Raw genomic sequence first — 13,148 nt, forward strand, 5'->3', positions numbered from 1 at the left:
TTTCTGCAGTCCTGATTACGACATGTCTGTGCAGCCTGTCGGACTTAATCATTATTGTTCTATTTTTGATCTTTTCCATCTCTTCTTCGTCACTCAATTGTCAAATATGCTCGATATTCTCCTCATTCGTTCCTAAAATAGAAGAAAAATCTCTAAAAATAGTTTCAAAAGCACTAAGTCCGACAGACTGCCAGTCCTTGTTCTATCCAGAAGAAGGGATTATTATCTATAGAAATCATTCCCCAAAACAGGACTCTTTTATGACATTAAGTGAACATTTTGCCCCCTTTCGAGACAAGACTATAGGTGTTGACCGGAAAATGACTTTGGCCACAGATGAGACCGGTCCTGTTGTCTATGCTGACTGGGTTGCCAGCGGCCGTCTCTATGAGCCCATCGAAGAGTTTATGACCGTAAACATTGGTCCTCTTATAGGTAATACTCATACAGAAACCACACTGACCGGCACGACTATGACCCGTGCCTATAAAGATGCCAGGCAGAAAATAAAAACACATGTGGGTGCAGATAACCGGGACTCCCTGTTCATGGCCGGTTTTGGCATGACCGCCGCCATCAGTAAGCTGCAGCGGATCCTGGGACTGCGCCTTCCTGAAGGCTGTCCTGAAACCTGCCATGGCGAGAACAAACCACTCGTCATCGTGACCCATATGGAACATCACTCCAACCAGATCAGCTGGGAAGAGTGTGCCTGCGATGTTGAAATCCTGCCTCGTGTGAATTCAACAGGCCTTCCTGATTTGCAGTCTCTGGAATTTCTTTTGAAAAAGAACAAAGATAGACCCCTTTTGATCGGTGCTTTCTCGGCCTGCAGTAATGTGACCGGGATTATTACACCCTATTATGAAATGGCCAAAATGATGCATCGAGCCGGAGGATACTGTTTTATAGACTTTGCAGCCTCAGCTCCCTATGTGGATATAAATATGCATCCGGAAGACCAGGAAGAGCGGTTGGATGCCATTTATTTCTCACCACATAAATTTCTGGGAGGACCCGGTTCCTCTGGAGTTCTGGTGCTGAGTAACGACCTGTATCAACGTGCCGTTCCCGATCAGCCCGGAGGAGGGACTGTCAAATGGACGACTCCCTTCGGGAGTCACAGTTATTTTGAAGAAATTGAAATCAGGGAAGACGGGGGAACTCCCGGGTTTCTGCAGGCTATCCGGGCTGCTCTGGCCATTGAGGTGAAAGAAGCCATGGATCCGGTTAAAATCAGAGCCCGGGAAGAGGAACTCTATAAGATCCTCCTGGATGAACTGAGGCAGGAACCCCTTGTCTATATGCTGGAACCTCAAAATAAAGACCGCTTGAGCATCGTTTCTGTATATGCCCTGGGAGAGCATCATAACCTGATTGTGAAACTTCTGAATGACCGTTTCGGCATTCAAAGCAGGGGTGGATGCAGCTGTGCCGGAACCTACGGACACATCCTTTTTTCTATTAATCATAATACCTCGCAGAAAATTACGGATATGATTGATCATGGTGACCTGACACAGAAACCGGGCTGGGTGAGGATTTCACTGCATCCCACCATGACCGATGATGAAGCCCGGTTCATCGGGCAAGCTGTTGTTCAGGTGATCAGAAACTTTAAGACCTGGGGAAAAGATTATGATTTTCACCAGGAAAGCGGTGAGTTTACCCGAAAAGCAGGAGAGCTGGCAATTCCCGATTTAATGAAAGAATTCAGACCCTGATATCCGATATTAATGATCTAAAAAAGCCGGACCTATCCCTGGTTGAGGGGTTCTGGTTTACACAAAAAGCAGAACCATAATTCCCAATAAAGAGTCAATAAATAAAACTTGACATATTTCCATATCGTTGTATAATAAAAACAGATTTCATAATGTGAAATCATGAATAGTCTTTTTAAATATGGAGTTCTTATTGATGACATCCCTGAACCGTGTGAAGTTAGCCCTGAATCACCAGGAAGCTGATCGTGTTCCTTATGATTTGGCCGGAACAACAGTCACCAGCCTTTCCGGGGTTGCCTTTACAAGAGCCATGAATCTAAGAGGTCTGCCCGCAGATTATGATGATTCTAAAACTGTGGATATCGTCTCTCAAATCATCATTCCTCCCGAGGATATGCTGTTAAGACTAAAAGCCGATACAAGGCGGGTCGGAGCAGGCCGAGTCCTGGATCAGGACAAAGTCTTAAAAAAAAATGAAAATACCTGGTCTTTTACTGATCAGTTCAACTGTGTTTGGGAGATGGTGGAAGGAAAAGATTACTACTTCAATCAGACTTCTCATCCTCTGGAACAGTATGAAGATATGAAGGACGTGCTCAAGAACTTGAGTCTTCCGGATTTATCGGGCAGAAAGAAAGAGTATTTTGATCTTTTTGATGCCCAGCGAGAAGGCCTGGCTGGTGCTGCCCTGATAGCCGACAGAAACTGTGCGGGTCTGACCGAGATGTACCTCCGTTTCAGAGGCTATGAAAAAGGCTATATGGATATGGCTTTGTATCCGGATGAAACGAGAGACATCATGGACCGGATTGCAGATCACAAGATGCAATACTGGGATATTTTCGGGGATTATATTAAAGAACGCAAGTTGGAAAACGAATTTCTTGTTGTTGCCGAATGTGATGATCTGGGAACACAGCAGTCTCTTCTTGTCTCGGAAGGCATGCTGGAGGATCTTGTCTTCCCCGCTATGAGGACCTATCTGGCTTTTATTAAAAAGAAAATGCCCTGGGTCAAAATCTTCTTTCATTCCTGCGGGGCCGTCCGCCCCTTGATCCCCACACTCATCGAGATGGGAATTGATATTCTGAATCCTGTCCAGTACACCGCCTCTACCATGGATCTTGCCGGTCTGAAAAAGGATTTTGGCAAGGATCTGACCTTCTGGGGCGGAGGTGTGGATACCCAGGGAACCCTCTCCAAGGGGAGTCCTGAGGAAGTGAGAGACGAGGTTAAAAAGAATATTGATATCCTGGCTCCAGGCGGGGGATTTGTCTTTGTACCTGTCCATAATATTCAGGAAGATGTACCTCCCGAAAATTTCTGGGCCATGTGGGATGCCTGGTATGAGTTTTCTGGGTACTGAGGTTTAAAACTGGTTTATACCGGATGTGAATCCGGAAAAAAATAGAGGAGTCTATGTTATGAAAAAGTATCTTGTTTTTGCTCTTATGTTGTTAGTTGCTCTCTCTTTCTCATGGGGAGAAGGACAGAAAGACAGCGATGAAATGGAAGTGTATACCATGAAATTTGGTCACTCCATGCCTGCTGACACGTCTAGACATCAGTCACTGCTGGTCTTTAAAGACTTTGTGGAAAAAGAATCCGATGGCAGAATCGTTGTCGAAATCTATCCTTCAGGACAGCTTGGAAAAGAGGCAGAAATGCTGGAAGCTCTGAAGCTCGGTTCTCAGGAAGGCTATCTTGGTGGAGTCTTTGATTCTATCACTCCTAAGCTGAACCTGTATCTTATGCCTTTCCTTTTTGCAGATCAGGATGCCCTGATGAGATTTGCAGACTCTGATCTTGGTCAGGAAATCAATGAATCTGCCGAACAATATGGAATAAAACTCCTTGCAAACGGCGATGCCGGTTCAAGAAATGTAACCAACAATATCAGACCTGTTCATACACCTGCTGATATGAAAGGTTTGAAAATGAGAACTCCTCCTGTTGAAGCCATCATCAAAACGATGGATGCTTTGGGAGCAAACCCCGTTTCAATCCCCTATGTAGAAGTTTACATGGCACTGAAAACCGGAGTTGCCGACGGTCAGGAAAACCCCTTCATGAACATTGCCACAATGAAGTTTCAGGAAGTACAGAAATACATGACCATCATGCATTACATGTTTAATCCTGAACCCTTCTGTGTCGCTCTTGACTGGTATAACTCTCTGCCTTCTGACCTTCAGGCTATCCTGGATAAGGGTGCAGACGTTTATACTGTGAACCAGAATAAACTGCGCGCCGAAAGTTCTGATCAGTATCTGCAGATCATCAAAGACGCCGGTGTAGAAGTTTATACTCCCACAGCTGCCGAAAGACAGCAGTTTATTGACGCTTGTGCACCCGTTTATGACTACTATATCGATAAGGGCTTTTTTACCCAGTCTGAGCTGGACAGAGCAATCTCTATTGCATCTGGAAAGTAATTTAATTTGACATTTTAGACCGTCCTTAGGGGCGGTCTATTTTTCTATTCCGAGGGTGTAAATGAATAAATTTATAAAAACACTGGATAGAATCCTATCTGTGTTCTGTTTTTCGATGATGGGAATCATGACTGTGGGTATTATCATGTCCGTTTTCCTTCGTTATGTCTTCAATATTACTTTTGTGAAAGCGGAAGAAGCGATCACCATGGTCTTTGTGGCCACGACATTCTTTGGTGCAGCCCTGGGAATCCGGGAGTATGATCATATAAATATTGCCTATTTCCGTGATAAAGGAGGCCCCCGGGTCAGAAGATATATCGATGTTTTTGTGAATGTTATTATTATCTTTGTAATGATCTTCCTCTTCAAGAACAGTCTGATCTGGATTGATAAGGTGGGTGATGTCCGCTCCCCTGGTATGCAGGTTCCCACAAAATATCTCTATGTGATGGTCCCTATCAGCAGTGTGCTGTCTATCTTCTATGCTCTGGTCAATATTCTTAAAGATTTCATGCATATTGATAAACCTGAGTATGGTTATGAACGGGTCGCATTCGGCGATGACGGAATCTTTGTAGAAGATAATGAAATTAAGGATCAGGGGGTTCTTTCATGAGTATGTTGATAATGATGATATGTCTGTTTCTGCTGATCCTTCTCAGTGTTCCCATCGCCTATTCACTGGGTGCCTCAGGACTCCTGTATCTTTTGCTGGAGCAACCTGCCTTTATATCCACTCTGCCTCAGCGGGTCTGGTCGGGGACAAACAGCTTTGTCATCATTGCCATGCCTCTCTTCATTCTGGCAGGTGAGCTAATGAACAGGGGGGGGCTGACTAGAAGGCTGATTAACTTCAGTCTACTGACAGTGAAACCCATCCGGGGAGGCCTGGGAGAGGTTAATGTGGTTGCTTCCATGATCTTCGGCGGTATTTCCGGCTCTTCTGTTGCTGATACTTCTGCCTTAGGGTCGGTTCTTATCCCGAATATGATTAAAAAGGGGTACAGCAAGGGGTTCGCTACAGGAATCACCGTAGCTTCTTCCACCATGGGAATGATCATTCCGCCCAGTGTGCCTATGCTGATGTACGCCATGATTTCCGGAGCGTCTGTGGGGAAATTATTCCTGGCAGGAATGATTCCGGGTATCCTCATCGGCTTCTCTCAGCTTGTGCTCGTTTATTTCTACTCCGCCAGGAAAGGGTATCATCCCCCCCGGGAAAAAGTCAGTTTTCAGGAAATCTCCAAAACAACCAGAGATGGTCTTCTGGCTATTGTCATGCCTCTGGTCATCGTGCTATCTGTATCCACAGGTGTGGCAACAGCCAGCGAATCCGCGGGAATTGCCGTTTTGTATTCACTGATATTGGGATTCTTCCTGTATAAGGAACTGACAGTCAAAGACATGCCGGGCATCTTGAAAAAAACAGTCATGATGTCCAGTTCCATCATGATCATCGTCGGTTTTTCGATGATTTTTACATGGATACTGGCGGTTGAACAGATCCCTGCCATGGTGGCTAACTTCATCATGGGACTCGAGATTCACCGATTCTGGATACTTCTGTTTATTGATATCCTGATCCTTTTTGTTGGAACCTTTGTGGATGTTGCACCCGCCCTGCTGCTGCTTTGTCCCATTCTGCTTCCGGTGATGGGCTTTTTTGGTGTGGATGAGCTGCAGTTTGGAGCCATCATGATAACTGGCTTAGCCATCGGTCTGGTCACTCCCCCCGTGGGAATGTGCCTCAATGCCGCCAATAAGATCTGCGGTATGCCCATAATGGATATATTCAAGAGTGCACTGCCTTTCATTATCTGTAATGTCATGGTTCTGCTCCTGGTGACCTATGTACCGGAAATCAGCACATGGCTGCCTTCCCTTTTTATGTAATTGAATTGAAAAAATAAGAATTATGAGGAGATAAATATTATGGCTATTAGTTTTGATTTAAAAGGAAAAACAGCAATCGTAACCGGCTGCAGTACTGGATTGGGACAGGGCATCTGTCTGGGAATGGCCGAAGCCGGCGCCCGGGTTGTGGGTGTTGACTATGTTGCCGCTCCCGAAACTGCGAAAATGATCGCGGATCTGGGCGGAGAATTCACCGGCATTGAAGCGAACCTCTTGTCTATCGATCCCATTCAGGGCATCCTGGACCAGACCCTCGCCAAGTACGGTTCCGTCGATATTCTTGTGAACAATGCGGGAATCATCCGGAGAGAAGACTCCATCAATTTCAGCGAAAAAGACTGGGATGATGTTATGAATATCAATATCAAGACGGTATTTTTCTTCTGTCAGGCTGTGGGTAAACAGTTTATGAAACAGGGAAATGGCGGAAAGATCATTAACATTGCATCTATGCTCTCCTTCCAGGGCGGGATAAGAGTTCCTTCCTATACAGCCAGCAAGAGTGCCGTCATGGGACTGACCAGACTCCTGGCCTGTGAGTGGGCCAAAGACAACATCAATGTGAATGCCATTGCCCCGGGGTATATGAATACCAACAATACTGAGGCTCTGAGAAAGGACCCCGAAAGATCCGCGGCCATTCTCGGACGTATTCCTGCAGACAGATGGGGACTTCCCGCAGATGTTGCCGGACCGGCTGTATTCCTGGCTTCTTCGGCCAGCGACTATGTCAACGGTTATACCCTGGCAGTAGACGGGGGATGGCTGGCTCGTTAATATCGGGATAGGCCGGAGCTTTACTGCCTCCGGCCGCCCATTCGTATAGGAGGATATCTATGGCCGTGCAGATTCTTGACAAATCCTTTCTGGTCCTCGAAACCCTCTCCCGGGAAATTACCGGGTTGACCGTTTCCGAGCTCTCAAAGAGGGTTGATCTGAATATCACCACGGTTCATAGAATCCTGGGCACTTTTGCCGACCGGGGCTATATCCGTCAGGATCAGGATAAGCGATATTGCCTGAGCCTGAAGTTTATTGAACTATCGAGCTCCTATCTGAATGGGCTTGATTTGAAACAGATTGCTGAACCCTTCCTCAAGGATCTCACATCCTCATTGAAGGAGACTGTTTTTCTGGCAACTCTAATGGACAATCAGGCAGTCTATATTGACAAACATGAAATATACCAGAATCTGAGGTGCTACACAGTACTGGGAGAACGCAAACCCCTTTACTGCACCGCCCTGGGGAAATCACTGCTCCTGGGTTTCAATGAAAAAGAATTGAATCACTATTTTGAAACCTGTGAGTTTGAAGTTTTCACAGAATTTACCATAACCGATAAAAACAAGCTTCGGAAGGAACTGAAAATCAGTTCTGCAAGGGGTTGGACCGTGGACGACGAAGAAGCAGTGCCCGGCCTCATCTGCTTTGCCGCGCCGATCTTCGATTACAGGGGGCATATTATTGCCTCTGTGAGTACGTCATTTAATAAAGAGGACCTTCAGGATGATGACCGGATCAGGATCACTGATCAATTACTGGAAGTCTCAGGAAAGATATCTAAAAGAATGGGATATAAGAAGCAGGAGAAAATAAAATGAAAAAAACAGCTCTCTATAAAGGGAATCAAACCATAGAAATTGTTGAGAGAGAAAATGAGGTCCTGAAACCCGAAGAGGTTCGTCTGGATGTGGCCTATTGCGGTATCTGCGGTACCGACCGGCATGCCTTCCATGGTGTCATGGATGGGCGAATCGGAAATGATGCGGTCATCGGTCATGAAATGTCAGGTATCATTACAGAAATCGGATCAGCCGTTAAGGATCATAAAATCGGTGATGCCGTGGTCGTCAGACCCCTGGACTGGTGTGGAGAATGCCCCACCTGTAAGAGAGGATTCACTCATATCTGTGAAAACCTGAAATTTGTTGGCCTGGATTCGGAAGGAGCCTTTCAGTCTTCCTGGAATGTGAATCAGAGAATCCTTCATAAAGTTCCCAAAGGTGTCTCTCTTAAAGTAGCCTCCCTGGCAGAACCTCTAGCTGTGGCCTGTCATGATGTCAGACGATCGGCAATCTCATCAGATGATTTTGCCCTGATCATCGGTGGGGGACCTATCGGCATTCTCATCGCTCAGGTGCTCAAAAACAAGGGAGTCAATTTTGTGCTCTCCGAGGTTAACGAGACCCGTCTTTCTATTGCCCAATCTCTTGGTATCAAGACTCTAAATCCCATAAAACAGGATATGGCCGCATCCATTAAAGAGATGAATAAGGGTTCTCTGGCAGATGTCGTCTTTGAGGTCTCTGCTTCACAGCCAGGAGCTCTGTCGATGACAGCATTTACAAGACCCAGAGGGAAGATCGTTCTGGTGGGGATATACGGCAAAAATCCAGAAGTCTGCCTTAAGGATTTTTTCTGGAAAGAACTGGAGCTTTTTGGAGCCCGTGTTTATGAAGCCCGTGACTTTGATGAAGCCCTGGCGGTTCTGAATATTCCCGAATTTCCCTCAGAGGTAATTATTTCCAAGATTTATCCACTGGAACAGATGGAGAAAGCCTTCAAAGATCTGGATGAAGACCTCTCTGTCATGAAGATTCTTATCCAGTGTGGAGATCTGAAATGAAAGAAGTCCTATTGGGAAAGAGTGGGCTGACCGGTTCCGAACTTTGCCTGGGGACAATGTATTTCGGTATTAAAGTTTCCGAGGAAGAGTCTTTCAGGCTCATGGATTACTACTATGACCAGGGCGGGCGCTTCTTCGACACGGCCAATAAATATGCCACATGGGTTCCGGGATTCTCCGAACCTGTGGGGGAATATATGCTGGGCCGCTGGATCAAATCCAGAGGCTGCCGGAAGGATGTTGTGGTCGCCACAAAAATGGGCTTTCCCTATGGTGACGTTCCCCAGGGTTTAAGCCGTCAGTTGATTCTTCAGGAAGTGGATAAGAGTCTGACACGCCTGGGGCTGGAACAGATTGACCTGCTCTATGCTCATTGTGATGATTACAATACTCCACAGGAAGAGACTCTGGAGGCTTTTCATTCTCTGATAAAAGCCGGAAAAGTAAAATCTCTGGGTGCCAGTAATTTTCAAACCTGGAGACTGGCAAAGTCAAATCTGCTGGCACAGGAAAAGGGCTTGACTCCCTATAGCTGTCTTCAGGCTAGGCTTTCTGTTCTTTGGCCTAAAGTCAATTCCAATTTCGGCAGACAACTCCCTGCTAGTGTGGACGTTCTGGATTACTGTAAACACGAAAATGTGGCATTGCTTTGTTATTCTCCCCTGCTTCAGGGGTTTTTCGGGAGAACAGACCGCACCATTCCGGAGGAATACAATACCCCTCAGAATCAGGAAATTGTAAGATTGTTCAGACAGGAAGGGGAGGTGCAGAACCTGTCAGCCAACACTCTGGTCATCAGCTGGATGAGATCTCAAGGATTTATTCCCCTGATTACCGGAAGCACGATACAGCAGATGAAGGAGAATATGGATTCCCTCTCCTGCTCTGTCTCCCCTGACTGTGATGACAAAATCAAGGATTTGTATTATCCTCATCAAGAATAAAAATGAGTATACAATCCATAGACCGAGCCTGCGACATTATAGAATTACTCTCCCATACTCCCCGGGGAATGATCTTAAGCGACATGGCCCACGCCCTGTCGCTCCCGGTCAGCACTGTCTACAGAATTTCTGCAGATCTGGTAAAAAAAGGATATGTCGACAAAAGCAAGGATATGAATATCTATAAGATTGGATTGAACTTCATCGATCTTTCCAGCCTGTTTCTCACAAACCTGGAATTGAAAACAGAGGCTCATCCATATCTGATGGAATTGTCCCGGCAGGTTGGCTTTCCTGTTTTTCTGGCGACTATGTTGGATCATGAAGTTTGCTACATCGACAGGATCGCTCCCCTGGATGCGGACAAAGCCTACTCCATTGTCGGGCAAAAGCGGTCTCTCTTCACAACGGCTCTGGGGAAGGCTCTCATCATGGATTTTAGTGATGAGGATGTATCAGCCCTCATCAAAGAGAGGGGCATCACTCGGTATACACCTTATTCCATTACCGATCCTGAGGATTTCAAGGAAGAGCTGAAGAAATGCAGGGAACGTGGCTGGTCTACGGATAATCAGGAAGACAGACTGGATTTTCAATGTGTCGGCGTTCCGGTCTATGACTTCAGAAAGAATATTGTCGCCTCTATCAGTACCAGCTGGGGTAAGAAGCATTTCAGCAGGATGGATATCCCCTCTGTTGCCCTTTTGGTTCAATCGGCAGCACAAAAAATTTCTGAACGGCTGGGTTCTCATTTCAACAGCTGACCCTGAAAAACAAACTCATCAATAATATCCCCCCGCCGTGGGAAATCTCATGTATATTGGAATCAGTGGAAAATCAAGGAGAAGAACATGGGCACTTCAGAACTTCTGTCATTGGCAGATCATACCAGAGAATTAATCACGACTGCGGGTGCATTAGGACAGTTTGATGCCGCATTTGATGCCCTTTGGCCGGGTGCCTCTGTTTTTCTCGTGGCTGATGAAAACACATTGCCCCTCATTGACATCAATACCGAGGGCTGCCGTCGTCTGGCAGTCCCTGCTGGACAGTTCATTTTTCCAGGAGCTCCTGTTCTCGAGGCAGATTACCGTCATGTTCAGACATTGAAACGAATCCTGTCATCTACCCCGAATGTCATTCCTATTGTGATTGGCAGTGGTACATTGAACGACCTGTGCAAGTGTGCCTGCGGAGAATTGAACCGGGACTATGGGGTGATCGCAACGGCAGCCTCGGTTGATGGTTACGCCTCGGATGGGGCGGCTCTCGTAAAAGAGGGCATCAAACAGACCATACCCTGTCCGGCACCTGTCCTCATCATCGGAGATCCGGAAATCCTGAAAACGGCTCCCCCTGAAATGACGGCTTCCGGTTATGCCGACCTGGCAGCGAAAATTCCCGCCGGGGCAGACTGGATTTTGGCAGACATCATCAATGAAGATCCAATTGACACTATTGTCTGGAAAGAACTGCAGAATCCGCTCCGTTCCCGTCTTACTTATCCTACATCCCTGGTTGCTCTCTTTGAAGGACTCAACCTCTCGGGACTGGCCATGCAGTATCTTAAGAAATCACGCCCCGCTTCGGGAGCCGAGCACATGATGAGCCATATCTGGGAGATGGAGCATTACAGTTATCAGGGCAAGAGTCCTTCCCACGGCTTTAAGGTAGCCGTCGGGTCTGTGTGTACCTTAAAGGCAATGCACTGGCTCATGGATAGGGGGCTGACACAAAGGGACTTTGAGAAAGCACTCGAAAACCCTCCCCTGGCAGCTGTGCGGGAGTCAATCATCCCTGAACTTTTTCCCTTTTTGGAAGATCGGACTTTTCTGTATGAAGTGAATCAAAAGGTTTATGGTGATCCTGATCGTTTTGGTCGACGCCTTGAAGAGATCAGGAGAGAGTGGGACCAGGTGTGTTTTGCCTGGAAGGAGTACCTGCCCTCAGAAAAAGAGTTTGCTTCCATGCTGTCAACAGCAGGAAGCCCCTCATGCCCCGGGGATCTTGGACTGACCTGGACTCAATGCGGCATGACAGTTGTTCAGGCCCAGTATTTAAGAGATCGGTATAGCATTCTGGATCTGCTGAATGACATGAGTCTGACCTCTGAGTTCCGGATATCTCTCGAGGCTCTTGATTGAATATATTTTGATGAAAAATAAAACTGCAAGCCCTTTTAGAAATATACCTACCGATTCAATGATTCTATTACTATCATCATCATTTCTTCTTCTGACAGCACTGCAGTTTCTTCTTATCCAGTCTAAGATTCAGGATGCAGATCGTTTCGCATGGCAATTTTATACACTATTGGGAATTTCTTTGGTTATCAGCTTGTTTAATTTTTTAAATACATCAATGAGAACAGTCGGATTATTTATAAAACTATGTTTGTTGTTCTTAATGACTTATCCCCTGGGATCTTATATCTGGATTGGTTTTTCCCTTTTTTTATCATTAGTTCTGGAAATCGTGATGTATATTGAATATCCCCGCAGTTCCTGGTTCATGATAATCAGTCTCATCTTTTCCATGATGCTCCAGAAACCGAGAAATGCTTTTCATTCTGAACTTCAAGGACCTGCAATACATGATCTGATCAGCTTTGTATCTTACTCTCTTTTCAGTATCATTATTCTCAGCCTTTATGCAAAAAATAAAAAAATTCTAAAAGAAGAAAAACAGTTGACAGGCCGTCTGGATGATGCAATGAGCAGTATGGCAAAAGCAAACCTGGGATTTCAGTCCTATACAAACAGCCTGGAGCTGGAAACTCTTAAAAAAGAAAGGAAGCGGGTTTCCAGAGAAATTCATGATACGGTGGGTTACTCACTGACAAACATCAGAATAATGCTGGATGCTGCCAGTCTGATGATCGAGAAAAATCCTGAAGAATCGGGAAATCTAATAGGAAAATCAATGTTGGAAGCCAGCTTTTGCCTTGAAGAAACCAGAGCTGCAATGAGACTCCTCAGATCAAAGGAATTAGCACGTCCTAAAGGCTTAAGAGCGTTCTTTCAATTAGTTTCCGTTTTTGCCGATGCGACGGGCATACAGGTTCAGACTGAGTTTGGAAACTCTCCTGACAGTTTTGGAATACCCATAGACAAAGCCGTTTTCCGGTTTATACAGGAGGGATTAACCAATTCTTTCAGGCATGGCCGTGCTACAGAAATCCATATTTATTTCTGGATTCAAGATCAGGTTTTGAAAGTCAGTATGCAGGATAACGGAAGAGGGACGGCTGTCATGGATGAAGGTATCGGAATTACCGGCATGAAAGAAAGATTGGATGAGTTAAATGGTAAATTGGACTACTATAATATTACAGGCGGATTTGAAGTGACCATCAGCATACCATTGCATGATAAAAACCGTCTGACAGAGGATAAGATGTGATAAAACTGTTGCTCGTGGACGATCAGGTTTTGTTTGTTGAAACACTGCAAACTGTTATTTCAATGAAAGCAGAAGATATTGATATAGTAGGAAT

12 protein-coding genes are annotated in these 13,148 nt (G+C 45.7%); all 12 read left to right on the top strand.

Going from position 1 to position 13,148, the window contains the following annotated elements; all coding sequences use genetic code 11:
• The first annotated feature begins 260 nt into the window (after positions 1-260).
• A complete protein-coding gene (locus PF479_RS02745; protein WP_298001994.1) occupies positions 261-1,724 on the top strand; it encodes an aminotransferase class V-fold PLP-dependent enzyme in 1,464 nt (487 codons plus the stop codon).
• 196 nt (positions 1,725-1,920) lie between these two features.
• Positions 1,921-3,093 (top strand): uroporphyrinogen decarboxylase family protein, encoded by a 1,173-nt coding sequence (locus PF479_RS02750; protein ID WP_298001996.1) that lies wholly within the window; start codon positions 1,921-1,923, stop codon positions 3,091-3,093.
• Positions 3,094-3,151: 58 nt separating this feature from the next.
• The gene (locus PF479_RS02755; RefSeq protein ID WP_298001999.1) at positions 3,152-4,162 is read left to right on the top strand and encodes a TRAP transporter substrate-binding protein; all 1,011 of its coding nucleotides are present in this window, start codon (positions 3,152-3,154) and stop codon (positions 4,160-4,162) included.
• 61 nt (positions 4,163-4,223) lie between these two features.
• Complete coding sequence (locus PF479_RS02760) at positions 4,224-4,781, top strand: TRAP transporter small permease (RefSeq protein WP_298002001.1); 558 nt, start codon at positions 4,224-4,226, stop codon at positions 4,779-4,781.
• A complete protein-coding gene (locus PF479_RS02765) occupies positions 4,778-6,058 on the top strand; it encodes a TRAP transporter large permease (RefSeq protein WP_298002003.1) in 1,281 nt (426 codons plus the stop codon). Before PF479_RS02760 ends, PF479_RS02765 begins: the two co-directional genes overlap by 4 nt.
• Before the next feature lie 39 nt (positions 6,059-6,097).
• Complete coding sequence (gene kduD, locus PF479_RS02770; protein WP_298002005.1) at positions 6,098-6,856, top strand: 2-dehydro-3-deoxy-D-gluconate 5-dehydrogenase KduD; 759 nt, start codon at positions 6,098-6,100, stop codon at positions 6,854-6,856.
• 59 nt (positions 6,857-6,915) lie between these two features.
• The gene (locus PF479_RS02775; protein WP_298002007.1) at positions 6,916-7,683 is read left to right on the top strand and encodes an IclR family transcriptional regulator; all 768 of its coding nucleotides are present in this window, start codon (positions 6,916-6,918) and stop codon (positions 7,681-7,683) included.
• Positions 7,680-8,708: an alcohol dehydrogenase catalytic domain-containing protein gene (locus PF479_RS02780; protein ID WP_298002009.1), complete on the top strand. Its 1,029-nt coding sequence runs from the start codon at positions 7,680-7,682 to the stop codon at positions 8,706-8,708. The genes PF479_RS02775 and PF479_RS02780 overlap by 4 nt, the downstream gene beginning before the upstream one ends.
• Positions 8,705-9,652, top strand: a complete 948-nt coding sequence (locus PF479_RS02785; protein WP_298002011.1) for an aldo/keto reductase — start codon at positions 8,705-8,707, stop codon at positions 9,650-9,652. The genes PF479_RS02780 and PF479_RS02785 overlap by 4 nt, the downstream gene beginning before the upstream one ends.
• Before the next feature lie 2 nt (positions 9,653-9,654).
• The gene (locus PF479_RS02790; RefSeq protein ID WP_298002013.1) at positions 9,655-10,416 is read left to right on the top strand and encodes an IclR family transcriptional regulator; all 762 of its coding nucleotides are present in this window, start codon (positions 9,655-9,657) and stop codon (positions 10,414-10,416) included.
• An 87-nt stretch (positions 10,417-10,503) separates the two neighbouring features.
• The gene (locus tag PF479_RS02795) at positions 10,504-11,796 is read left to right on the top strand and encodes a sn-glycerol-1-phosphate dehydrogenase (RefSeq protein WP_298002015.1); all 1,293 of its coding nucleotides are present in this window, start codon (positions 10,504-10,506) and stop codon (positions 11,794-11,796) included.
• Positions 11,797-12,130: 334 nt separating this feature from the next.
• Positions 12,131-13,054, top strand: coding sequence for a histidine kinase (locus tag PF479_RS02800; protein ID WP_298002017.1), 924 nt, complete (start codon positions 12,131-12,133; stop codon positions 13,052-13,054).
• The last annotated feature ends 94 nt before the right edge of the window (positions 13,055-13,148 follow it).

The sequence above is a fragment of the Oceanispirochaeta sp. genome, assembly GCF_027859075.1.
Classification (GTDB): Bacteria; Spirochaetota; Spirochaetia; order DSM-2461; family DSM-2461; genus Oceanispirochaeta.